Source organism: Bradyrhizobium sp. URHD0069, from assembly GCF_000701345.1.
GTDB lineage: Bacteria > Pseudomonadota > Alphaproteobacteria > Rhizobiales > Xanthobacteraceae > Bradyrhizobium.
On sequence record NZ_JNIJ01000013.1, the window covers coordinates 113,253 to 135,882 of the forward strand.

General features: G+C 60.7%; 29 protein-coding genes and 1 pseudogene. 6 read left to right on the forward strand and 24 right to left on the reverse strand.

Annotation, left to right across the window (positions count from 1 at the left end; all coding sequences use genetic code 11):
* The first annotated feature begins 236 nt into the window (after window positions 1-236).
* Window positions 237-548, forward strand: a complete 312-nt coding sequence (locus N554_RS41845) for a hypothetical protein (protein ID WP_245283551.1) — start codon at window positions 237-239, stop codon at window positions 546-548.
* Between the two features lie 852 nt (window positions 549-1,400).
* Here N554_RS41845 and N554_RS0108225 read toward each other — a convergent pair.
* From N554_RS0108225 to N554_RS35575, 3 genes are all read right to left on the reverse strand, one after another.
* Window positions 1,401-2,270, reverse strand: a complete 870-nt coding sequence (locus N554_RS0108225) for a hypothetical protein (RefSeq protein ID WP_029583035.1) — start codon at window positions 2,268-2,270, stop codon at window positions 1,401-1,403.
* A gap of 11 nt (window positions 2,271-2,281) precedes the next feature.
* Complete coding sequence (locus N554_RS0108230; protein ID WP_029583036.1) at window positions 2,282-2,494, reverse strand: hypothetical protein; 213 nt, start codon at window positions 2,492-2,494, stop codon at window positions 2,282-2,284.
* 181 nt (window positions 2,495-2,675) lie between these two features.
* Window positions 2,676-3,320, reverse strand: a complete 645-nt coding sequence (locus tag N554_RS35575) for an HNH endonuclease (protein ID WP_197033486.1) — start codon at window positions 3,318-3,320, stop codon at window positions 2,676-2,678.
* Between the two features lie 228 nt (window positions 3,321-3,548).
* On the opposite strand from N554_RS35575, the gene N554_RS0108245 reads away from it, so the two are divergent.
* A complete protein-coding gene (locus N554_RS0108245; RefSeq protein ID WP_029583038.1) occupies window positions 3,549-4,991 on the forward strand; it encodes a hypothetical protein in 1,443 nt (480 codons plus the stop codon).
* 269 nt (window positions 4,992-5,260) lie between these two features.
* On the opposite strand, the gene N554_RS40875 is transcribed toward N554_RS0108245, so the two are convergent.
* From N554_RS40875 to N554_RS40895, 9 genes are all read right to left on the reverse strand, one after another.
* The gene (locus N554_RS40875) at window positions 5,261-5,476 is read right to left on the reverse strand and encodes a hypothetical protein (protein ID WP_029583039.1); all 216 of its coding nucleotides are present in this window, start codon (window positions 5,474-5,476) and stop codon (window positions 5,261-5,263) included.
* 26 nt (window positions 5,477-5,502) lie between these two features.
* Window positions 5,503-5,751, reverse strand: a complete 249-nt coding sequence (locus N554_RS0108260) for a hypothetical protein (protein WP_029583040.1) — start codon at window positions 5,749-5,751, stop codon at window positions 5,503-5,505.
* Window positions 5,751-6,611, reverse strand: coding sequence for a non-homologous end-joining DNA ligase (ligD, locus tag N554_RS35580; RefSeq protein ID WP_245283555.1), 861 nt, complete (start codon window positions 6,609-6,611; stop codon window positions 5,751-5,753). The genes N554_RS0108260 and ligD overlap by 1 nt, the downstream gene beginning before the upstream one ends.
* Window positions 6,612-6,674: 63 nt before the next feature.
* Window positions 6,675-7,037, reverse strand: a complete 363-nt coding sequence (locus tag N554_RS0108270; RefSeq protein WP_029583041.1) for a hypothetical protein — start codon at window positions 7,035-7,037, stop codon at window positions 6,675-6,677.
* Window positions 7,038-7,841: 804 nt separating this feature from the next.
* Complete coding sequence (locus tag N554_RS40880) at window positions 7,842-8,198, reverse strand: hypothetical protein (protein WP_029583043.1); 357 nt, start codon at window positions 8,196-8,198, stop codon at window positions 7,842-7,844.
* Window positions 8,199-8,330: 132 nt separating this feature from the next.
* The gene (locus tag N554_RS0108285) at window positions 8,331-8,540 is read right to left on the reverse strand and encodes a hypothetical protein (protein ID WP_029583044.1); all 210 of its coding nucleotides are present in this window, start codon (window positions 8,538-8,540) and stop codon (window positions 8,331-8,333) included.
* A 138-nt stretch (window positions 8,541-8,678) separates the two neighbouring features.
* Window positions 8,679-9,041, reverse strand: a complete 363-nt coding sequence (locus N554_RS40885) for a multicopper oxidase domain-containing protein (RefSeq protein WP_197033498.1) — start codon at window positions 9,039-9,041, stop codon at window positions 8,679-8,681.
* Complete coding sequence (locus tag N554_RS40890) at window positions 9,032-9,358, reverse strand: cupredoxin domain-containing protein (protein ID WP_245283552.1); 327 nt, start codon at window positions 9,356-9,358, stop codon at window positions 9,032-9,034. The genes N554_RS40885 and N554_RS40890 overlap by 10 nt, the downstream gene beginning before the upstream one ends.
* Window positions 9,359-9,401: 43 nt before the next feature.
* Entirely contained in the window at window positions 9,402-10,025 is a 624-nt protein-coding gene (locus N554_RS40895) for a multicopper oxidase domain-containing protein (RefSeq protein ID WP_051677391.1), read from the reverse strand.
* Window positions 10,026-10,299: 274 nt separating this feature from the next.
* Between N554_RS40895 and chrA the strand changes: the two genes are divergently transcribed.
* Window positions 10,300-11,532: a chromate efflux transporter gene (gene chrA / locus N554_RS0108295; protein WP_029583045.1), complete on the forward strand. Its 1,233-nt coding sequence runs from the start codon at window positions 10,300-10,302 to the stop codon at window positions 11,530-11,532.
* A 208-nt stretch (window positions 11,533-11,740) separates the two neighbouring features.
* Here the strand turns inward: chrA and N554_RS41465 are convergent, their stop codons facing one another.
* The gene (locus N554_RS41465; RefSeq protein ID WP_210165373.1) at window positions 11,741-12,040 is read right to left on the reverse strand and encodes a hypothetical protein; all 300 of its coding nucleotides are present in this window, start codon (window positions 12,038-12,040) and stop codon (window positions 11,741-11,743) included.
* Between the two features lie 205 nt (window positions 12,041-12,245).
* On the opposite strand from N554_RS41465, the gene N554_RS42915 reads away from it, so the two are divergent.
* Entirely contained in the window at window positions 12,246-12,455 is a 210-nt protein-coding gene (locus N554_RS42915; protein ID WP_029583046.1) for a hypothetical protein, read from the forward strand.
* A 70-nt stretch (window positions 12,456-12,525) separates the two neighbouring features.
* On the opposite strand, the gene N554_RS0108305 is transcribed toward N554_RS42915, so the two are convergent.
* Window positions 12,526-12,888: an NUDIX hydrolase gene (locus N554_RS0108305; protein WP_029583047.1), complete on the reverse strand. Its 363-nt coding sequence runs from the start codon at window positions 12,886-12,888 to the stop codon at window positions 12,526-12,528.
* A gap of 526 nt (window positions 12,889-13,414) precedes the next feature.
* Window positions 13,415-14,620, reverse strand: a complete 1,206-nt coding sequence (locus N554_RS0108315) for a serine hydrolase domain-containing protein (protein ID WP_051677392.1) — start codon at window positions 14,618-14,620, stop codon at window positions 13,415-13,417.
* 428 nt (window positions 14,621-15,048) lie between these two features.
* Here N554_RS0108315 and N554_RS0108320 point away from each other — a divergent pair, with 428 nt between their 5' ends.
* Entirely contained in the window at window positions 15,049-15,657 is a 609-nt protein-coding gene (locus tag N554_RS0108320) for a recombinase family protein (protein ID WP_029583049.1), read from the forward strand.
* Between the two features lie 37 nt (window positions 15,658-15,694).
* Here the strand turns inward: N554_RS0108320 and N554_RS42920 are convergent, their stop codons facing one another.
* From N554_RS42920 to N554_RS0108365, 8 genes and pseudogenes are all read right to left on the reverse strand, one after another.
* Window positions 15,695-16,201: a Mov34/MPN/PAD-1 family protein gene (locus tag N554_RS42920; RefSeq protein ID WP_051677393.1), complete on the reverse strand. Its 507-nt coding sequence runs from the start codon at window positions 16,199-16,201 to the stop codon at window positions 15,695-15,697.
* Window positions 16,198-17,802 (reverse strand): ThiF family adenylyltransferase, encoded by a 1,605-nt coding sequence (locus N554_RS37265; protein WP_156041851.1) that lies wholly within the window; start codon window positions 17,800-17,802, stop codon window positions 16,198-16,200. The genes N554_RS42920 and N554_RS37265 overlap by 4 nt, the downstream gene beginning before the upstream one ends.
* Before the next feature lie 119 nt (window positions 17,803-17,921).
* Window positions 17,922-18,971, reverse strand: coding sequence for a nucleotidyltransferase domain-containing protein (locus N554_RS0108335; protein WP_051677395.1), 1,050 nt, complete (start codon window positions 18,969-18,971; stop codon window positions 17,922-17,924).
* The gene (locus N554_RS0108340; protein ID WP_245283553.1) at window positions 18,968-20,113 is read right to left on the reverse strand and encodes a patatin-like phospholipase family protein; all 1,146 of its coding nucleotides are present in this window, start codon (window positions 20,111-20,113) and stop codon (window positions 18,968-18,970) included. Before N554_RS0108340 ends, N554_RS0108335 begins: the two co-directional genes overlap by 4 nt.
* A 177-nt stretch (window positions 20,114-20,290) precedes the next feature.
* Window positions 20,291-20,560 carry a hypothetical protein gene (locus N554_RS38065; protein ID WP_156041852.1) on the reverse strand — a complete coding sequence of 90 codons (270 nt, stop codon included), beginning with the start codon at window positions 20,558-20,560 and terminating at the stop codon, window positions 20,291-20,293.
* Window positions 20,523-20,714, reverse strand: a complete 192-nt coding sequence (locus N554_RS40905; RefSeq protein WP_081851177.1) for a hypothetical protein — start codon at window positions 20,712-20,714, stop codon at window positions 20,523-20,525. The genes N554_RS38065 and N554_RS40905 overlap by 38 nt, the downstream gene beginning before the upstream one ends.
* A gap of 290 nt (window positions 20,715-21,004) precedes the next feature.
* Window positions 21,005-21,112: pseudogene (locus tag N554_RS41855) on the reverse strand (SOS response-associated peptidase); the annotation flags it as partial.
* Window positions 21,113-21,574: 462 nt separating this feature from the next.
* Window positions 21,575-21,754: a hypothetical protein gene (locus tag N554_RS0108365; RefSeq protein WP_029583055.1), complete on the reverse strand. Its 180-nt coding sequence runs from the start codon at window positions 21,752-21,754 to the stop codon at window positions 21,575-21,577.
* Between the two features lie 104 nt (window positions 21,755-21,858).
* Here N554_RS0108365 and N554_RS0108370 point away from each other — a divergent pair, with 104 nt between their 5' ends.
* On the forward strand, window positions 21,859-22,116 hold the full coding sequence (locus tag N554_RS0108370; RefSeq protein WP_029583056.1) for a hypothetical protein: 258 nt from the start codon (window positions 21,859-21,861) through the stop codon (window positions 22,114-22,116).
* Here N554_RS0108370 and N554_RS0108375 read toward each other — a convergent pair whose 3' ends face one another.
* On the reverse strand, window positions 22,117-22,410 hold the full coding sequence (locus N554_RS0108375) for a hypothetical protein (protein ID WP_029583057.1): 294 nt from the start codon (window positions 22,408-22,410) through the stop codon (window positions 22,117-22,119).
* Window positions 22,411-22,630 lie beyond the last annotated feature (220 nt).

Here is a 22,630-nt window from a genome sequence, read left to right on the forward strand (position 1 = left end):
GTTTTGCCGATCTCAACGGACCTGACTTCTTCCCGACACCGCCCTGGGCTATCCATGCCCTCATCGAAAACGAAAAATTCAGCGGCGAAATTTGGGAATGCGCCTGCGGTGACGGGACCATGTCGCGCGTTTTGGAGAAAACTGGCCAACCTGTTCGCAGTTCTGATCTCTACGACCGTGGTTTCGGCGAGATTGGAGTAGATTTTTTGACAACTCGGTCGCGGGCAGACAACATCGTGACCAATCCGCCTTACAATTGCGCCGAGGGTTTCGTCGCGAGCGGGCTTAACAATGCAAACCGCAAATTGGCGCTCTTGCTGCGATTGGCGTTTCTCGAGGGGGCCAATCGCGCGAGGACGATCTTCATGAAAACGCCGCCGTCGCGTGTCTGGATATTCAGCGAGCGCATTACATTTTATCCCATGGGCGTGAAGCCGAAAGGTAGCGGTACGACCGCGTATGCCTGGTATGTCTGGGACAAAGACGCGACGCCTAGCTCAACCGAAGTGAAATGGTTCGAGCCCGGCTACAAAGCAAGGTTCAGCTAACACCTACATACTCTTGAGGCGTGTTCGGCGAGCGTCCGTCATGCGGCACCATGCCCTGTCATGGCCGCTCGTCGCGCTCTTGTTTCTTTCCGCGGCACGCGCTGCGCTTAATGCCCAGCACGCCTTGTGCCACGACTACGATCTAACGACGGATTGACGCCCGGTACGGCTGCGGCGTTGAGGGCTTCTTGGCGTCGCAGGCTGTAGCTTCATGGCCTGTTGGCGACGTAATTGAGACATCCCGCAATATCCGTTTTCGGTCGCTCTCAGGAGAAAAGCGGACATCGCGCGGACAACCCATTCCGGTAGCGATTGACCCGGAGCGGAATTCGCGCTGCTCGCAAATCCTACCCCTGGCCGTTGCAACTGTCGGCGCCGCTTGGCTCAGCCCGATCAGCGCCACCACAACTCCTACCACGTAAATGATGGCACCGAGGTAAATCGGACCGAGGTGGCTCACCCAGTTATAGTTGAAGTGTCCCGTCCAATGCATTGGTAATGCCACGGCCAATCCCAAGACCGGCGAGATCACGGCCGTTATCGACGCCCACCACAAGCCGTCGCGGACACCGTACCAAGCCGGGCTCCCGGGCCGCGATTGCGGTGGCCGCGATGAACGCTAGGTGAAGGTGCGTGATGTAACCCGTGATCGCCGGATTGATTCCGTTCAATTGTTGCGTCGTAACGCCGTTCGGCGTCGCGACACCGATCTCGAACCCGCTGCTCGAGAAGGCCCAAGACGGGCCGGCATACGTCGGCTACCTATCGCGTCGTTTAGCTGCTGAGCAGCGGTCGGAGCGAAGCCGATATGTGCGCCAGGGTCGGCGGCCCGCTGGCTGACGCCCAGTCGGCCTATCGCGCCCTTCTTGGCTCGAACCTGTCGGCAAAGGCCATCCATTCCGGAACCGCCACACCGTCACGGTGTCGACCGCCGGCAACGGCCGCCGCCCAGGCGCTGACGGCTCCGAGCAAGGTGGCGACCGCTACTGAAAACGCCAGGATGATCGTACTGTGACGCGCGTGAGCGATCGCCGTCTTCGAACTCACGATCGCCTGATTGACCCGCCGCTCGGCGTCGCTAGGCGAAATGCCCGTCAGCGTCTGGACCTGCTGGATCAAATAGGTCCGGTCATCGCCGTTCACTCCACTGTGGCTCGACGAAGACATGAATATCCGCCCGGCCTCGGCGCGTTCGGCGCTCATATCGGCATTGGGAGGCCTGCGTGGCTGGCGGAGGAGCCGATCGAGTTCGTAGCTCAGCAGTGGTTCGGCTGAGGTGGTGTTTCCCATTGTAAGCGATGGAGACGAGCGGTTGACCGCGGCTGCGCCCACCATAGCCGTCAGTCCGGCCCCAATGAGAACCGCGAGCGCCCAGGCCGTCAGGCCATGAAGACCATCGCGTGTTTCCGTCTCCGAATTGCGCGCCGCATCAACGCCGCCCTGAGTCCGACCTGCAATGTAGCCGCCGAGTCCGAAACTGACGATCGCCTGCAAGATCAGATAAAGGCCTGACAGAAGCGATAGGGCGACGGAGGCATCTCGCCAGGTTGGCGAGGTCGAGCTGACACCGAGGCCGATCGTGACGCCAAAGGTCACTAGAATGAAGGCAAACGCCGCGGCGACGAACGCACCTGCGACCATAGGCGTCCACCGCAGATATCGGACTTCATCAGGAAGCGTCGACGCTTCGTCCTCGACGAGCGTGGGAGCTTCGATCGTCATGGTCAAATCCCTCAGCGCAGACCGAAAAACGAAAGGATGGCCATTATCACGACGATCAGGCCAACCAGATAGATCAGCTGGTTCATTTCAATCCTCCTCCACCGGCTGATAACTGCAGCTGGTTTGGAAGGTTCCTGTTGGAACGCGATGATGCGGCGCGCAACACGCCCTTGGCCCGAAATGGCTTTCGGAAGTATGACTTTCTGCGTGATGGCGCCATTCAATATTCGGCACTGCTGGCCAGCAGGCACCAAGGAACCATGAGATCAGCTCTTGGCCCCTTTGCAGAACAATTCCGGCGGTCGTCGCGTCGGTCGCCGGATTGTGTTGCAAAAGTCGTCTGCAATGGCAGAGCGAACTTTCTAATGGCCGCTGAAGCGTTCTTTTCCGGACGCGGGGGCCACGTCAACTTGGACAGATTCGACTGGCGGCCCTCCTAATCACTTTAAGGCGTCTGTAGCCGAAACTTGCGATGAACTCGCTTTCGCGAGAATTTTGCGAGGCAGCATTTTCGAGTTTTGCAACACAATCCGCACAATCCGCGCCGTAGACCGGACCCTGGCTTGTGTGGCCCCACTGCCGAGCTGACGCGCGCAGCGGAATGCCATTAGATACGACGGGCTGCCCGTGGCGCTCGTCCTTGTCGGCGACGATGTGGGCTGCATCGAGAAGAAGCGGCTCGGGCAATCCCGATAACGCGCAGCGGCCGTTATAAGCGGCGATAACGGCAACTCGGAATGACGCCTGATGGAGTCGTTGCTTGACGGCGCGCAGGGCGTAACGCCGTTCGAGCGCGTTCTCGGATGGCTCCAGTGTTTCCTGATCGGGCACACCGAATGCGACGCGCGCCTTCAATGCCGCGGCGTCCCAGCCGGAAATGAAAACGGGAAGCATGGCCTGGTAGCGACTAGGCGCTATACCCAAGAAATAAATGATTGGTACTCGGTTCTCAAATGCCTCGCGCAGCCAGCGATTGTCGGCGGCGTTCGGGTCCTGACCCATGAAGGCGTAATCGATCGTCTCGTCGCCCTCGAAAATCTGCCGGTGCACCTCGCGCTGGTCGTCATACCAGACTTTGCCGCCCGGGCCTCGCTCGCGAAATCCGGCAGCTTCAACGAGCGGGAATGTCGACCGCCTCAGCCGCCATAGCCATCCGCCGCTGCGCTCTGCTGCCCAAACTTGATGTTCGTCAACTTCTTGGCCGCAAACGCAACCATCTTACGTCGATCCTTCAGCCTAAGATTGTGATCGCTGGGGGTAAATCTACGAAAGAGTACAATGTTCAAGCGCGTTCCATTTACCCCGGGTGATCTAACCGACCATCAATGGGGCACCGACGACATTCTCACCGGCATAACGAACAGTACAACTATAACAATCACAAATACTTTGATCGGCGATGCTGGCGGCAGCATGTTCGAGTTTTGTAAGGGTGGCAACGACACCTTCTTTGGAGGATTTTTCAACGTCATCAACACTGTTTACGGTGACGCGGTCGGCAACATGTTGGGCCACAGTAAAGGCGGCGACGACACCTTCTGGGGGGGCGGCAGTCTACCCGGTGGAGGCCCAGGCCAGTCCCCCACTAACACCTTCTATGGTGACGCGGGCGGCAACATGTCCGACCACAGTAAAGGCGGCAACGATACCTTCACCGGTGGCGCCTTTGCCGGCAATATCTTCTTCGGTGACGCGGCTGGCAGCTTGTTCGATTTTGCGCAGGGCGGTGACGACACCTTCACGGCGTCCTTTGCTTTTGCCCAAAACACCTTCTACGGCGACACTGGCAACAACATGTCCGACCACAGTAAAGGCGGCAACGATGCCTTCACGGGGGGCTCGATTTCCGGCAACACCTTCTACGGCGACGCTGGCGGCAACATGTCCGACCACAGTGCAGGCGGCAACGACACCTTCACGGGGGATACCACCCTCATGGGGGGATTGCAAAACTCCGTCAACAAATTCTACGGCGACGCTGGCGGCAACATTTCCGACTATAGTAAAGGCGGCAACGATACCTTCACCGTCGTAGCCACTTCTGGCGTATTCAACACCTTCTACGGTGATGCGGGCGGCAACATGACCGGCCATGCTGAGGGCGGAAATGACAGTTTCACGGCCAGCGGATCGGGCTCCAATAACGTCGCCGGCGACGCCCTTACGATGTCGGATCACGCTGTTGGCGGCAATGATCATCTAACCTGCGGTAACACAGGCGGCAGTGGAGAGAACATTCTCCGGGGTGACGCGGACGCCATGTCCGGCTCCACTCACGGCGGCAACGATGTTCTCACCGGCGGCAACAACAGTGGCAGTGGTCAGCTCAATAACTTCCTCTACGGCGACGCGCTGTCTTTGTCCGGCTGCAGCAAGGGCGGCCAAGATGTCCTGTATGCGGGGACCGCGGCAGCCGGCGGTACTGTCAATAACGTGATGTGGGGTGACGGATTATTGGTAGGCGGCGCTAGGGGCGACCAAGATCAGTTCGTGTTCAAGGACGCCGGCTTGATGACAGTCGGGACCCAGAACACCATCGAAGACTTCAGCCAGGGCCAACATGATCAGATCGTGTTCATCGATGTGGCGGGCGTGCAGTCATTCAACGATCTCGTCATCACCCAAAGCGCAGCTGACACCGTCATTACCGCAGGAGAGGATCAAGTTACTTTGCACAACTTCGCGGTTTCGCTCACGGAAAAGGACTTCTTATTTGCCTGAAAACAAGAGCCGTTCGGTTAGACTCTGAGGGCGAAGCCCTGGCGTTATCGTCACGGCGATCGTGGCGTATGCCACCCGCGTCGCGAGTTTCTGTCTCAATACAGGCTTCAGCCAGGTACTAGCGGAAAACGCCAAATGCGAAAAGGAGTCCGATCGTGATCACTGCGGAAAGCAGCAAGGACCCCATGCAGCCGAGCCGATTTGAAAAAAAGAAAAACAACGTGGCTCCTTGTCTGTCTTCAGCGCGCGAACCGATCGCGTGAGCCGGGTCAGCGGCGAGAGAGCCACCAGCGCCAAACCGCCATGGCCTGCCGCACTTTCTTTAGCGGTCCAGCCCCTTCATCGTCCGGACCGTTGTGCCAGTGCTCAAGGGCCTGACTGAGATCGCGCATGTCGAACTCATGATGGCAGACCGGGCATTTCATGAAATGGTCTTGCTCGGTGGTCGGCGTCCAGCCGCTCGGTCGGCCCGATGAACTCACCATGGGCTAGGCGCGGCGTCCGCATCCGATTACGCCTTTCTCGCAGGCCGCCGCTGCGGCGGATCGAATTCGACAGACTTGATGTCGATTGCGGCGCCGTCCGGTCCGAAAGCGATGTACCTGCATGATCGCCCCGTGGCGTCGGTGGCCTCGATCACGACGGGAAAATTCATCTCATCATGTTCGGTCGTCTTGAACGTCCAGCCTTGGCCGTCCTGACTGACATCGCTCAGGCGTTCTTCCGACGGAAATTGCTCGTAATCGATAATCGCTTTCATCACAGGTCTTCTCTGATGCCTTTGAAGAACGGGTGCCGCACTTTCCCCTCGGCCGACTTCGCGCGGTATTCGATCTCCGCCAGCAATGACGGTTCGACCCAGATGCCGCGATGGGCGATCTTTTTGGCATAAGGCTGTGTCTTGCGGATCAGCGGCTTAAGCCGCGCTTGAAGGTCCTTGGTTGAGGCAGCATCAAAACACTGGTCGACCTTGCCGGCGTAAACAAGGTTCTTGCCCTTGTGTCGGCCGACATAAATCCCATCGAACTTGTTTTCCTTGATGGCAAAGCCTGCGATCGGCAATGTCTCGCGCTGGGAGCAGGTCGTTTTAACCCAATCATTGCCGCGGCCGGAATAATAGCGGCTGTTGCGGACCTTGGAGACAACGCCCTCCAGTCCGATCGAACAGGCGTGCTGGTACATCTGGCGGCCGGCCATCTCGAAACTTTCGCTGAATTGGATGGCGGTCTTGGCGATCAGTTTTGTTAGCTGTGCCTTGCGCTCCATCAACGGCAGCTTCCGCAGATCGCAACCATTGAGATAAAGCAGATCGAATGCGACCATTACGATCTTGCTGGACTTTCCCTTGAGTTCATTTTGCAGCACCGAAAAATCTGTGGTGCCGTCCGTCGCCGGCACCACGACTTCGCCATCGATGATGGCCGAGCCCGCGTTGATCAAGAAGGCGTCGTTGGCGATCTTCCGAAACCGCCTTGTCCAATCGTTGCCGCGGCGAGTGAAGACCTTGACGCCCTCGTTGACGACATGAAGCTGCACGCGATACCCGTCGAACTTGACCTCGTGGACCCAACGCTCGCCGTCGGGGACTCTCTCAATCGATGACGCTAATTCGGCTTCAATGAAGCCGGGTTAGGGGGCCTTCACTCCGATCGTGGCAGGCTGTTTGCGCTGGAATGCCATGGTTCAGACCAAGCGCATCGGCAGTGGAAGCTGGACGTCGCGATAACGGCCTTCGTATCGATCGACGAAATCCTGAAGGAAAAACGGGATGTCGCGCTGCTGGAGATCGCAGCGCCGGCGTAATTCCTGCGCGACGTCGGCCGAAACGTCCTGCGACCATCCCTCGACGGTGTTGAAGCCAATAACGCGGACCGGGTCCTTATATTGGCCGGTCAAAAGGTCGGCGATGATCGTTTCGAGATCGGTGGTTTCGGCATCAGCTTCTGGCCAGACACGGCCGTTCTGGCCCAGATCGTCTAATACGAGGTACACGTTGTGATCGCCCGAATTAGGAACGATCGACTGCGTCCAGCCTGTCCTACGCATCAAAGCAACTCCACGCCACAGAACCCGGACTCAATAAAACTTGCAATAAGTCGTTCCGGCAGACGTGCCCGCGATTTCGATCGCAGGTGGTTTGTGGCTTGGCGCGGGACCGCACCGCTAAACCTAGCGGGTTGCCTTATGTTCCCTGTAGAGCTGTGGGCGGAGGTCCCGCAGCCAGTCCGTAAGATCGTTGAACAGTATGTGGCGGCCCGCTTGCCGGCCGAAAACTAATGCGTTCCGCACTGGAACGAACGCGACGCCGCAATATTTGCCGTGTTTCTTACGCAAACGAAGGACAATGAGCATGAAACTTCCAACGATCGCATTAGCATTATTCTTCGCCCTCGGCTCAACATTGGCACTCGCCCAGGGCGGAGGTGGTGCGGGTGGAGGAGGCGGTGCCGCCGCAGGTGGTGGCGCTGCTGGCGGGACTGGCGCAGGCGCTGGTCGCGGAGCTGGTTCTGGGACTGGTGCTGGTGCCGCGAGTGGAACGCACGCTCCAGGAGCGCACGCTCCAGGGGGTGCAGGCAGCGCAATGTCAGGCCCCGCTGGCGAAGGTACCAACGCAGGAGTGGGCGGCGGAGGCCCCCCGAGCACCAGCACGACCAATCCCGGCGCAAGCTCAAATCCCAAAGAGCGCCGGTAGCAGCTTGGAATGGTGCACAAAGGCGCGCTGGTCGCGAGGGCCTTCCGCATGTTGGCTAATTTCGCGACCTGCGCCCCCGCGGCATTCCCATCGCTCTGACCCTGCGTTCTTCCATTTTGGGGGCGGCTTGGCCGTGCGAAATCTTTGCCGAGAACGGCTCAGTATAACGAGCTGGCAGCGTGCTGCGGCTCGGGCGGCGATTGGACAACTGCTACATTGGGGTTCTCGCGGCGATCGCCGCGACGCCGGTCAGAACGCAGGCTAGGATCGGCCCGCAGTCGCGGCAACTTCAGTTCAGCTTCATCGAGCCTGACCTTTAGCACGCGATGGCCGACCGCCCGCTGACATGTGTAGGGGCCATCGGTGGCGAGCCCTGGATGCGCGTCTGTCGCGACCATGCCGTTCACGGACCAGCGCGGTAGGGGAATGCCGATCTTCGCGAAGCGTCCGGCGCCCAAAATGTCCGGATAGATCAGCTTCTGGATGCCTTCAGGCAGAAAGACGATCAGCCCCACCTGAAGGCGTATCAGGATGTTCCAGCGCGATGCATCGTCCTTCCACGCTATCCGCCGCTTCTTCAGCGGTGAGCCGCCAGCGCCTGCTCACCGCATAGGCGAGGAAGGCTTGCCTGCCGCCGCTGGACCTGCTCAACGCCAGGCGCTTTCGTTCTTCTGTTCGTAGTCGCTGAACGCTTTCACCAGGCCGCCAATTACCTCGGCGGACGTCTCGAACATGGCCTTCAATTGCGGCTCGTCTACCTTCTGGATGTCTTCCCGGAGGTGATCCTTGATCTCTTGCAGAGCTTTTCGCATCTTTTGGGTGTGATGACGTGGATCACGATCTGCGGCGCTTGCCATCCTGCAATCTCCTGTCCAATGTTCCCAGCCGTTCCACGGTCGGAAGACCGTGCCGGCAGCCGGTGCGTTAACAGCCCGCCTAAAGCGGAGTTCCCAGACCGAAGCGCCCGCAGAACCGACGGGAACAGGGCGCCGGCATCAGCGATAGGTGATCAGACCTGCAAAACCTTCGTCCATGTGGTCTTGATGATGGCAGTGAAAGAACGTCGGCCCGGGATCGTTGGCAATGAAGTCGATCTCTGCGGTCGAATACCGCGGCATACTGATCGTGTCCTTGATGACACCCGACATTGGTTTGTCGCCGATCTTGGTGATCTCGAAGGAATGGCGGTGGAGATGCACCGGATGTTCGTCGCCGCTGTTGTTATTCAGCAGCAGACGATAACGCTTGCCGTTGGTCACCATGAACAGCGGGTTGGTGTCGGGCCAGGATTTGCCGTTGATGGTCCAGCGGTTGTAGCCGCCACGGCCGCCCGGGACCTTCTCAAATTTCAGACCAATTGTTTCGTCAGGCGCGTCGGTGGAGGCGGCGCCGCGACTGAAGACGGTGTAGTCCCACTTCGTGTCCGGCGGGGCGGACCACGTTGGACGCCGGTTCGGTTGGCGTACTCGCCGACCACTCCCATACCCATGTTGCGGTCTTCGCTATCGGTCGAACCGAAGACCCACACCCCCGGATTATTCATTTCCACGATAACATCGGCCCGCTCGGCTACGTCCAGTTTCAGCACGTCCACGGTCGCCTGGTGCGCGACCGGATTGCCGTCGAGCGCCAAAACCTTGAAATGATGGCCCGGCAACGCGAGGGAGATACCCATGTTGCCGCTCGCGTTGAGAAGGCGAAACAGTACGCGCTCGCCTTCACGCACCCGGATCGGTTCGCCGTGCCCCTAACATTCGATCGCCCAACGTGGCCGCGTCATACATGACCTCCAAGCCGTTGTCCGGCGGCGGGCCTTTCTTGATGTCTTGCAGGCTTACCCCGTGGCCTTGCCAATGATGGGCGGCGAGCAGCACCTCGCGATCGTATGCTCCCGGATAGCCGGCGGCCGGTTCGACGATCAGGAAGCCGAACTCGCCCGAATAGGTGCTCTTGTTGAGACCGGTCATCGCCATCGCATGACTGTGATACCAGCGTGTCCTGGACGGCTTCGGAACGTAAGAATAGGTCAACGATTTCCCCGGTTCGATCATCGGCGAGCCTTCTTCCGCCGCGCCATCCTGAAGCGACGGGATCATCAAGCCGTGCCAGTGGATCAGGTTCGGGTAACCAGAGTCGTTGGTGACATCGATCGTAACCGGCCGGCCTTCCTTCAGGCGCAGCACGGGACCCGGCACCGTGCCGTTGTAAGCGGTCCTCTTGATGACTTTTCCCGGCGCGATTTCGAGCGAGTTCGGTGCGATCCTGATCGAATAATCGGCCTTTGCCGGCGAGGGCGCTTGAGCGCCGGCACGCCGGGCCGACTGCAAGGGTAGCAGCGACATCGCACCGGCTTGTGCGGTCTTCAGGAAAGTTCGCCGGCTCGGGAGCGATCGTCCCCCCCCCAAGCGCACTCGACCAAAATCGCGGTCCGTCATAGCTAACTCCGACCTGATGATCAGCGCCGTAAGACCCACGATGGTCGCGCGCGAGGCAAGACGCCCTAGCGCCGGAACACAAGGACTTGATGCTTGACTTTCGGCTTCTGTCCGGATGGAAGCCGATGCAGCAGGGCAGGGAAGCTGCTCATCAGTTGAGGGTGTCAAAACGGAGAGTTGGATGTCCGAACAACCACTGCCCCGAAGTGCCGAACCGCGGGCCGGCGCCGGATCTGCGGCCGAGGTGCTGCTGGTCTTTCTGCGCCTCGGTCTGACATGCTTCGGCGGGCCGATAGCCCATATCGGGTATTTCCGAGACGAATTCGTCGTGCGCCGCAAGTGGATCGGCGAGCGGGCCTACGCCGACCTCGTCGGTCTCTGCCAGTTCCTCCCCGGGCCGGCGAGCAGCCAGGTCGGTTTCTCGATCGGGCTGATGCGTGCAGGCTATCTCGGCGCCTTGGCGGCCTGGACCGGCTTCACCTTGCCGTCCGCGATAGCGATGATCTTGTTCGCGTATGGGGCGACAGGGCTGCACGGACCGGCCGGACAAGGATTGCTGCATGGCCTCAAACTCACGGCCGTGGCCATCGTGGCGCAAGCCGTTTGGGGCATGGCACGTTCGCTCTGTCCGGACCGCGAACGAGCCTCGATCGCGCTTGTCGCCGCGCTCATCATCCTGTTCAGCACCTCGTCGCTGGCGCAGATCGCAGCCATCGCTCTCGGCGGAGTCGCCGGCATGTGGCTCTGCCGCGGCGAGCCGTTCACGGGCTTCGGCCCGGTCACCATGCCGGTGTCGAAAACCGCGGGCGTTATCGCTTTGGCGGCTTTCTTTGTCCTTCTGGTCGGACTGCCCGCCCTGCGTATTCTGACTGGCTCCTTCGGGATCGCACTTTTCGAGGCGTTCTACCGCTCAGGCGCGCTGGTCTTCGGCGGCGGACACGTCGTGCTTCCGCTGCTGCGAGAGGCGTTCGTGACGCCCGGATGGGTGAGCGACGACGCCTTTCTGGCAGGCTACGGAGCCGCCCAGGCGGTGCCGGGACCCTTGTTCACGTTTGGCGCCTACTTGGGAGCCGTCTCCTCTCCGGAGCACAAATTGGCGGGAGCGGCGCTCGGGCTCGTCAGCATCTTCTTGCCGGGCATTCTAATACTGCTCGGGACTCTGCCGTTCTGGGCATCGTTACGTAGGCGCGCTGGCGCTCAGGCCATGATGCGAGGAGTTAACGCGGCCGTGGTCGGACTATTGGGCGCGGCGCTGTATGATCCGCTATGGACGACCACCGTCACCGATCGTTTTGATTTTGCCGTCGCTCTTGCGGGCTTCGTGCTATTCACGGTCTGGCGCGCACCACCACTGATCGTCGTCGCGATGAGCGCGGCATCCGGAGTGTTGGCAGGCATTCTGGCTGCCGGCTGAAAATCGGCCCTTCCTCCAAGGACCGTTGCGGCGACGGCGACAAACATCGCGTCCCGAGGAGTCCGCAGTCTCGCAAACCGCCCGTAAGACTGGTCCTTCGCGCGTGCCCACGCTCAATAGGCTGCGCCTGGCCGTTGTCGGCGCGGTGATGGCGCTGTCATCCGAGCCTGAGGTGAGGGCAAGCGAAGATGGACGACGAGACCTGACGCTATTGCGTCCGTATGGTCCCGTTCGAGTTGAAGTCCTTCTTCTTATCGTACCCGGAGTCGCGTAGATTTCGCATATGCATGTCGCGGTCGCTGCTGCTCACACCGCCCGGCCCGACGAACGGAGACGGACCCACACCACCAAATGCGTTTGGGTTCATCGGACGGGCAGATGGGTTTGGGTTCATCGCGGCGGCAGATACGTTTGGCTTCGTCGCGCGGCTATGATGAGTCCGTTGCGCGGCCAAAGCGACAGAAGTGGAGAGAGTGAGGATAGCAAGGCTAACAAGGATTTTGTTCATGCTCAGCTCCTCTGAACTGGAAAGAAGCGCCAGCCCCTGCCTTGAACTATAACTATTTCAGAGAGTTTTTCGTTCCAACGATGGCTTGGATGCTGAGGGCTGTTGTCGAAGGGCAACGACTGGACCCGCTGGTATCCGTGGATCGTCGAGACGGCGCGGAAGATCCGGAAAACCCAGTTCATCCTGGACGGCGAAGCAGTCGTGCTTGGCCGTCGACGGTATGGATGTCCGGAACCTTTGCCGACAACGGCTCAGTGATGACGAGCTGGCAGCGTGCTGCGGCTTGGGCGGCGATTGGGACAACTGCTACATCGGGGTGCTCGCCGCGATCGCCGCGACGCCGGTCAGAACTCAGGCGTCGATCGGCCCGCAACCGCGGCAACTCCAGTTCAGTTTCATCGCGCCCGAACTTTAGCTCAACGGCAGCGGTGCCGCTGGCATTGGGCCCCGAACAGGCGGGTTTCGGCAATGCCTTTCCGTTGCACCTACAATGTTGGGAATAGCCTGTCCCTTATATAGCGCGAGGTAGGGGTAAGTCGAATGCCGCGCGGCTTGCGCCAGACCGCCTTGTCGATCTCGTTCTTATCGCCAATTGTCAGGCGGCCGGACGCTTTCCTCGCAACAAAAATTGCATCGCTCATTTTTCTGCCTGAGCGACGATTTTTGGACGTCACTTCTTTCCAGAGCCGGATACGCCCAACCTTGAGCTTCGGTAGCTCCTCCTTGATCTCCCTGCGCAGGCAGGCCCTTGCGCTTTCGCGTGCGCGCTTCCGCCCACCAGGAAACATCCACAGCCGGTCCCGCTTGCGTCTTACCAAAAGAACCTTGCCGCGCTTTACCGCTATCAGTTTTGAGGACTTCGCCTTTCAGTGTGGTTCGTTACGAGCTACATTCCCCATCTTCATAATAGCTCCATTCTAAAGATGACATTAAGTCCATCGCAGTCCTTTTTCGTAGCTGTACGCCGGCGTGGCCGATGAATAAACGTTAGATCGTAAGCGACGAGCGGGCACGCCTCACGGCTCGTCGAGCTACATGGCGGCGCAGCGCAGGCGGAAGACGCGCCGCTGACCACGGCCACCGCGGAAATGAAATGGCTGAACGGCTTCTTGGTCGCCACCTTCGAGGGCGAGTTCTCCGACGTCACCGAAAGTTACACCGGCAAGGGCATCGTGCGCTACGCCTGGTAGTCGTCGATTTCTGCCGTTCGCACATCTCGCCGTTCAGGGGCGACGCTTTCGCGCGGGCGTGTTAGTGGCAACAACTGCGGCCGCTGACACCAGGAAATCGACGATCGCCCCGCGACTACAAGATTGCCCGCCATGTGTGGCAGACACCTAGTGCTATGGCGCCGCCAGTGCTGGGTATCAAACCTCAATCGGCCGCATAGAACGCTTCACGGATGGGGTTCGAGAGCGGGCCGGAGCCAATAATCGCCGTCTGGGTCATGACCAGGCCGACAACACGGTTTGTCGGATCGATCCAAAACTGCGTGCCATAGATGCCGCCCCACCCATAGCTGCCGGCCGGAAGACGGCTCTTGGCTGCGGCTGGATCGGTCACGATCCCAAAACCCAGCGTGAAGCCCCAACCCGGCCCGCGGAGCGTCGGCATGTTGCCGGTCGCGTTCTGCGTCATCTGCCGGACTGTCTCAGCGCGGAGCACCCGCACGCCGTCGAGTTCGCCCTCGTTTAGCAGCATCTGCAAGAACCGCGCGTAGTCACCGATGGTGCCACTCATGCCGGCGCCGCCAGAGTTATAGGCGGTCGGAGAGAAGGCGCGGTTCGGATCGAGACTGGCAGTGCCCTTGGTGGGTGGGAACGGCACTGCCTCAGGTCCCATCACAGGAACGTAGCCCGTACCGAGTGGGCCCGTGACCTGTGCGGGCCGCGTCACCTGCACGAAGCGTGAGCGGATGGTCTCGGGTACGTTGAACACAAAGCCCTGGATGCGCAGGGGCTTTGCGATGCGCTCGGTTACAAAAGCTTCCAGGCTGGCTCCCGTCGCCTTCCCGAGCACGTCAGTGGCGAGCGAGTATTCCCAGCCCGTACCAGGCTGATAGCCAAGCGGAACGGAGGCAAGACGCTGCATCGCTTCAGCCGTGGTTACCTCGGGTTGGTCTAGCCCGTCGGTCACGCGCGCTTCGCGGTATGCATCAATGAGCCGGGGATTATTGATGAAGTTATAGGAGAACCCGGCGGTATGGGTCATCAGTTCGCGGATCGTCGGGGGCCTGCTCGCAGGACCCTCGGTGCCGTCGGGCCCACGCGCCCGCAGCGTGGCGAACTCGGGCAGGAAACGGCTGACCGGATCGTCCAGGCTGATCTTGCCCTGCTCGATAAGGATCATCGCTGCGACCGCGGTGACGGCCTTCGTCATTGAGGCAAGGCGGAACATATCGTTCTCGCCGATCAGCGCGGTACTCCCGACCTCGCGAACGCCGACGCTGCGGCTGTAGACCGGGCGGCCGTTCTGGAGGATCAGCACCACAATCCCCGGGGTGCTGCGGCCTTCGACCAATCCCCGAAGGGTTTCATCGAGCTTCGCGTTGCGCGCCTCGGGCGAAAAGGCCAGCGTCACAGGGGTGGGACTGAGCGCGAACGCTACTACTGCCGCCCCAAACAGTTGGATGAAACGACGACGTGAGATGATGATGTCCCTCCCGTAGCCCGTTCTAACTGCCCATTCTCCAGCGACGCCAGATCGGAGTCAACGAGCCTAAACGGCGCGACGAAGGTAACGCTGGCTCTGGCCGATGATGGCGCGTTGAGCCGGCTGTCGATGTCGGTGTCAGAGCGGAGCGCACGCTCACCGAGTCCGGCCTTGGCATTTTCGTCGTTGTTGGACGGCTGTCGTTCGCAAACGGGCGCCTATACCAAAATCCCTTCGCCGGTACGTCTAAATACGCCAGCAAAATCAGAGCCAACATTTTCGCTTCCGAATATACGTAAAACACTTGATTTTGGTATAGGTCCATGACACAGATGGTCTTCGGCAGGGAGATCAGCATGAAGCGCGTTGCACTCTACATTCGTGTCAGCACGTCGAAGCAAGACACGGAAAATCAGCGCCGAGAATTGGAAGCGGTAGCTGATCGCTCTGGCTGGAAGATCGTCAAAGTTTACGAGGATGCTGGGATCAGCGGCGCCAAGGGCAGGGATCAACGTCCTGGGCTTGACGCCATGATGAAAGCGGTGAACGCGAAAGAGTTCGACATGGTCGCGACATGGTCAGTGGATCGGCTGGGTCGATCGCTCACCGACCTGCTCGGTATACTCCAGGGCCTCCATGAAAAGGGAGTCGGCCTGTTCCTTCACCAGCAAGGACTCGATACGACGACAAGCGCGGGCAAGGCGATGTTTCAGATGTTGGGCGTGTTTGCTGAGTTCGAGCGGGGAATTATTCGAGAGAGGGTCAATGCCGGTTTAGCGCGCGCCAGGGCGAAAGGAACGAAACTCGGCCGGCGTCGGGTTGAGCCCGCTGTTGAGGCACGAATTCGTGAACTGAAGGCCGCGGGCGACGGCATCCTCAAGATCGGCCGAAAGCTGGGCATCGGAACAAGCGTAGTACAGCGGGTTTTTAAGCAAGTTGCGTCGGAACCTGCGAACTTCCGCTGAGGAGCATCGGCCGGCGTATTTTGAAGTCGCGGTCCGGCTATGCACATTCCTCAGCGGCCGGTACGAAGCGTCGGTCTCGAGCTTCGGAACGCGTGCCATTGACGGAATGGAACGAGGCCCAAAGCCCGCGCGGGAAAGAGCTTCGACCTACGATCAGGAGAAGAAATCCTGAAAGGTGATGGGTGGATCGGCGGACCACCTCAGCGATGCTCGTAAGATCGTCGGGGGACGGCTTCGGCGTGTCCTCCGGGTGTGTGTGCCAGTCGCCGACGTAATCCAGTCCTCGAGCATGATGATCGAAGATTTCGTCCTGCTCGGACGCGCGATGCGGCCAGAAAGAAAGCCGGCCTCGTCGATCTCCTGCGCGCGGTCCGGTCGCGGTGATTATCTCCCAGTCGTTCCCCCGAACCCGCGCGAAAAGCTGACCGCCAGCTTCGCGATGAAAGAACCGTCGTTGCCGATGTGCATCGAACGTCTTGAGCGGCTGCGATCGGATGCGGACAGAGATCGTCCCGACGGAGAACGCAAAGTCCAGCCCGCTCACAGGAATGTCCAGTTGCTGCTGAAGAAGCCGCCCATCTCGCCCGGTTGTCCTCGACTTGCCACCCAGCCGGAGGCGATTGTCGCATCCGCTTCCCGAAAAGCTGCGGCATCCGAGAGCCACGAACGCCAACCCGACTTTATTTCGATGCCACGCAAGGCGTCAACCGCCAACCTGGCGACGAGAGCCTGGGCGTTGGAAAGCTCGATCGCGCCGAACGGGGTGGACGCCCCGCCGCATTCGGGCGGCGGTGGTCTACCACCCGTGACCGCGGGCAGCCGGAATTCTCCGTGCTCGTCGAAGCCGTCCGATAGTCTCGGACCGGAGGTTCGGATGAGGACGGCATGAGCGGCGAGGGCGTGCGCCTCCATCCAGCCGTACACGGCCGATGCCTTGTTCCCGGGCTGCGTCAGGGCGTGCTCGACCGACGCATCGGCCACCCAGTCGCCGGTGCAACTCACGACCAGGTCCGCCTGCTTCAACGCGTCGGGATGTTCGCGCGCGAAGGTCGCGAACGTCATCCGGTGATCCTGCACGAACCCGATCATCGGCAGGTCGGCGCGGATGGTGCTGGCCAACGCCTGCGCCTTTCCGTGGCCTACGACGCGCGCCCCAAGTTCGTGACGGCGGATGTTCTCCCATCCGAGATTTTCGGGATCGACCAAGCGGAGGTGCTCGACGCCTGCCTGCGCCAGCAGGCGGGCCACGCTTGATCCCAGGGCGCCGCAGCCCACTATGACGACCTTGGCCGCCGACATCTCCTGCTGAACGCCCTGAGGCAGGCGCGTCGACGACGCATCCAATCGGTTGGTAGCGAGACGTTCGATCAGGAAACGTTCAAAGAGCGCCTTAGCCGGCTTTTCTGCACTCTCGATACCTTCGCGCATGGCGCGCCGTTTCACCGGCTGCCCCGAAGCGTCGAGCGGCCGGTGGATCCGAACGGCGCCGTAATGTTCGCGGCCCGACAGGGCCGTACCGGCGAGGATAACGAACGCTTCCATGGGATCGTTGGCCATCAGTTGCGCCAACAGATCCGCGCCGCCTTCCGACCGCGATTGAACAAGCGTCCAGAGGTCCCCCGCGGAATCCGGATAGCGGTCTGGGGCGGGAAGGGGATCGATGGAGATGACCGCCGTCGTCTTGAGTCGCAACGGTGGTGCGCCCGTCAGGTTGGTCCAGAATCTTCCGGCATCGACCTTGTTCGCGAAGACGAAAGCCTGACCGTCCGTCCGCACCGTGCGGGCCAGCGTCGTTTTGCGCGCTCCTCCGGAGCCCGGCAGGACCTGGACGCCGAGGTTCGCTCCGTTGATCCAGGTCAGCCAATAAGCGCCGAAATCCTCCCGGAAATCGTCGTCATGTTGCTTGGTTTCGTTCTCGGTGAGGAGTTGAAATGCCTCCGCGAGCGCCGTCCGGACGGTGCGCACCGCGTCGCCCTGCACAGGCTTTGCTCCGAGACAGAGCTTGCCTCCCTTCTCCACGTGCGGCTGCGCCTGTGCCCGCGTGTAGCCGACGAGGTAGATCCGCGCGGCGCTGAAGGGAAAGTCCGCGTCGACCTGGACCTCAAGCTCCCGTCCGCGCCATCTCAACCGCCAGCCCTCGGACATGCCGGGCCGCAGCGCGTCCTTCGACACGCGACCGACAAAGTCGTCTCCGAGTTTGATGAACCAGGCATCCAGCCCCAGGCTTGCGGAGTCGGCTACGGCCGTCGCTTGAAGCGGGAGGCTCACGCGTGACGACGCTCCTTCGCGTAGCGGGTCTCGCCCTGCTTGATCACGGCGGGCCCGCTGGCCTTCTCGACCTGTGATTTCTTGGAAGGGTCGGGCTGCTTGGAGAACCAGTCGGTGAAGAACAGGCTATCCCAAGCCTTCATCGCCTCGTCGTGCGTGCAGTCAAGCTTGTCGAGCACGTCGAGATGCTTCAGGTTCTCGTCGATCTTCTCCTTGAGGAATTTCGTCTTGTCGTCGCCGGATTCCGCGATGTTTTCGTCCAGCACCGGATGCCGGATGGAATCGTTCCAGGCCAGCCGGGCGCTGATGTTCTTCATCGTTTGTCGGAACGCGTAGTCCTCGCGTCGGTCGGATTGGACGAAGTGGTCCGAGACGAGCTTCGAGATCGCGAACCCACTGGTGATCTTGCTCGACCAGCCGTAACGGCTGCGGGCGAACGCCTTGACGAGGCGGACGAGCCGTACAAACTGACCGTCGTTGCCGTTGGCCGTGGCGTCCGGCGACTTGTTCTTGTTCTCGTCCTTGAACCATGTCGTGTTGGCGAGAGGATCGGAAGTCCTCCATTTGTCGCCGGCAGCGATCTCGTACGATTTCGTCTCAGTGCCGGTGAACGGGTTCGTGGTCCGGTTCTCGCGGTAGACTGGGACGTCGACGTGGTAGCCCTCGTTCTTGTAGTAGACCCGTACACAGTTATTCCGCACGTCCGGCTGATCCGCGAAACGCTCGTCCTGCAGGGCCGCGCACACCATCTTCCTGGCGTCCGAAGCGGACTTTTCCTCGCCTTGCTCGTTCTTCAGGCTGTCGCGCGTGAAATAGATGCCGTCGTCGACGTCGTAGTCGCCACGGTCGTTTTGGATCATAGTCCGCATCGCGTAGGAGCCCTGCGTGCGCGACCCGATGGACTTCGGACTGCCGTTGCGCTCCAGACCTGACTTGAGCCGCTTGCGGTTGGCCTTCGCCTTGCTGTAGATGTCGGCGCGATCGTCGTCGGACATCCGCACTTCCACGCGCTCGAAGCCGGCTACCTGGTCATTGCAGTTTTTCACGTCGTCGCCTCCCTCTTTACGCCGGTCTTCGGCATCGCGGGAAGGCTCATCATCAAAGCCTTCACCATCTGTCCTTCCTGATTGTTCGGGTCGTCGCAGGCGCTCTTCGCGAGGTCCGCGTCGTTGCTCGCCTGCTGGATGAGCCGTTGCATGGCTATCGGGCGGGCGTCGTCGAGCGCCAGAAACTTCATCATCTGGGCAGGGACGTCTTTGTTGGGAAAACGCAACGTCCGGACCGGCCGTCCCAGTTCGGTGAATTTGTTGCCGAGGAAGCGAGCCATGTTGTCGAACGCGAATTCCTGAGCGGTGATGCTGAGGGCTGCGGCTTCGGCACCCATCTTCCAGCGCAGGATCGAGCGATGCACCTTCGACGCCAGAATGAGTTCGCCTTCCGGACGCGAACAGGTACCCAGCGAGAAGATCTCGATCGGCGCGTCCCTCGGAGCGCATGTCAAGGCGTCGATCAGCCCGACCATGATGGGGTTATTCGCCCAGAGACCGCCGTCAGCGAACACCTGGATAATGCCGTGATCGCCGTTGGGATCTTTCACGGCCGCCAACGATCGGAAGATCGGAGCGGCGCTCGAGGCCATGCACACGTCGACCAGCGGGTAGTGGTCGTCGCGCACGCCGCTCGCTGGGGTCTTCTTAAAGACCCAGGAGCGATGGCTGCTCATCGCGACTGCGGGAATGGAGAGCGAGATGCCTCGCTTGTTGAAGACGTCGAGCATCGTCGCGCCCTTCAATACGTCTGTGAGGGCCGCGCGAAGCACGGCGTCTCCCTGGCGGACGTAGCAGCCTCCGACGAACATGCGCCAGATCGCACTGAGCGTACCTTTGATCCGGTGTGGGAATATTTCGCGACCGTGATCGCGATAGAGTTTGACGATCGCGCCCATGGGGCGGCCGACTGCAAGTGCGCTGGCGACGATCGCGCCGGTGCTTGTCCCGGTGATAAGGTCGAATCCCTTGCCGAGGTCGAGGCTTTCCGCGCCGCGCGTGCGGGCGAACTGAACGACGAGGCGGTCAAGGAACGCCGCGGTGTAGATGCCGCGCATACCGCCGCCGTCCAGACTCAGCACTCGGTAGGGTTTGACGGCAGCAGGTGCCGCCGGTCCATCCTTTTCGGTATCTGCAACCACGCTTGTCACCGCGTCTTAGAGTTGATTGCAGTTGAGGATGATTTGCACGTTGCTCATTGTGATCAGCGAGCGGTCGCCGTTTCCGATTGCGAAATTATTAAAGCGCGGATCCATTGCATCTTCTCGAATCTTAAATGATTAAATAAAACTGTCGGTTGAGTAGGTGGCGGCATTGGTTCACCGCCGCAAGGGCTGGGCCAGCCGATTTTTCCGTTCGCAAATACCAGTTTTCAATTGACTCTCGACCGGCTTGACAGCTTGACGCTGATTCTGCCCTTCGCGGCGTGGGGCCGGCCCTTCCAGAACTTCAATCTCACCGTCGTGGATGTGCTCGACGACCTGGGCGAGATCGCGCATGTCGAACCATTGCCCGCACGCCGGGCATTTCATGTGGTGGTCGGCGTCGGTCCTAGCGATGCCGTTGACGTCCTGACCCGGTTTCGTCATCTACAACGCCGATGACCTCGTACTCAAAGACGACGCCTTCAGGATCGTTCACCACGAACCACTCATCGGCAAGGTCCGAGTTTGCAAACACCTTGAGATGGTCACGGTCGCCGACCTGTTTCCTTGTATCGACGTAAATCCAGACTGTTTTCATCGATCTCGCGCCAGCTTGCGGCGTCCCCAGCGGGGTTCCTTGCGAGATGGGTTAAACTCCCGAGCGTGGCCCCGGTTCAATGCTTTCATGACGCCGATCCGGGAAAACATCGTCGGGCCTCCCAATTTGACCACCAACATCAACGCCTGATCGCGGCCTGCCATTCCGGCTCTGCGGCTTCATTTTTCGGTAGCCCAGTGATGTAGGTTGCCGCGTCATGCAATGTGACAAGCGTTCGGCCGTCGGGTAACTGATCGGGTCGTCGAAAGCGCGCTGCCAGCCGCGATCGGTCACGCGGCGGCGGCCTTATCTTCTTTGTCGGCGCCGCGCGCCACGATCTTCAACGCATCATCCGGCAGCGGCCGCTGCAACGCCTTCGCCTCGTCCCACGGCGCGCGCGTGTTCGGTCACACTTCAACACCTGGGCCTCGATCGGGCCGCCGATGTTGAAACGACCCCCCGGCCTTCGAAAAGACCCACACCCAAGTTTGGAGGTCAGGCGGCGCGCTGCTGCGCGTGGCCGCGCTGAAGCCGCTCTGCAAAAGCTGTCGGCCCGATCGAGCTTAACGGGCCTCGGACGGAGCACGGCCCCGCGGACTCGGGGGCACGAGGCAGGGCCGTGCGGCCCCCATGGCGTAGGAGCGAGCCAAGCCGAGGAGACGAGCGGCGCATACCGCGCGCCACCAGCGACAGGCGCGGCGGCATGGTGTCGCGCGACGCGATGGACGAGCGCCTCGCGCTATCGGAAAGACCTACACCACTCGCAGATGTAGAGAGCTGGCCGCCCAGCTCGTAGCATTCGGCCTGGTCGTGCTTCACCAGCTCGGGCGCGGCGACTGAGCCGAGCCGCGAGCCGCAGCCTACACCAGGCGCTCAATTTCTTTCGTTGGGTGAAGAGATTCCCGGAATTGCTTCCATTCCTCTGCTTCTGCCAGCCAGTAATCCGTTTCTGCCTGCCAGCGTTCCATATTCATTTTGGCAAGCGTAGCCCGCTGATTGCACATAATTTCAAACGCAACAAATTGACTGTTCGAATACATTGAGTTTCCCCAATAGCTGCCCAGCCGAACCGTCTTATGAACACCACATGAATGTAGCGCAACTTGAAACTGAGATGTTGTGACGCAACTTGCAAACCTTCGTGATGATGCTTCCGAACATTGCTATGTGGGGCGACGTGTCCATGGCCGGCGAGGGCTTCGCCCTGGAGAGTCTAACCGAGGCGGTGGCCGGCGCGGTCACGGGAAAATTGTGGTCCGCGAAAGGCGCGGGTCGAGATCGAGGCGACGACGGTGCCGCGCTGAATGTCGTGTTCGATTTGACCGGCGCAACGCTGCCGCGCCCGCTTCGTGGCAGGCGCGGCCTGACTGCGGTCATTGCCTTGACGGCATCATCGCGTTGATCAGTGCATCGGTACCAGTTCGACGATGTCGCCAGTAGGTTCAGGTTCGTGAGGGGCGAGACGGGTGAGGGTCTCGTCGCTCCAGTTCGCGAGATTGACGACGCGTGCCGCCTGAACGTGTCCCCGAGGGTTCGCATCGTCCGGTTCCAGAATGTTTAGGCCGTTGCTGTCGAGCAGGAAGGTGTGTTCCCCGAACAATTCCTTGAGTTGCGGGACGGCCGGGTGGCTGTCGGGAAGGGCCTGGACTTCGAATTGATTGGTGGTTCGCGTGACTTGTTCGGAAGTCAGTTTCATTGCTCAATCCTTTCGGTTGGATCCTTGGTGCTATCCGCCACCCCGCAGGTGGTCGAGAAATGGCCCCAGCTTGGTTGCTGGAGCTGGGCCATCCCCGGTGTGCCACGGAAGTCTCTTTGCGCGGCACGGCCCGTCAATGCGAACCCCCCCGCAAACGTTTCCTGCAAATGCGCATGACAGAATCCCGCTCACGGGCTGGACAGGCGCGGGCGCTGCGCGC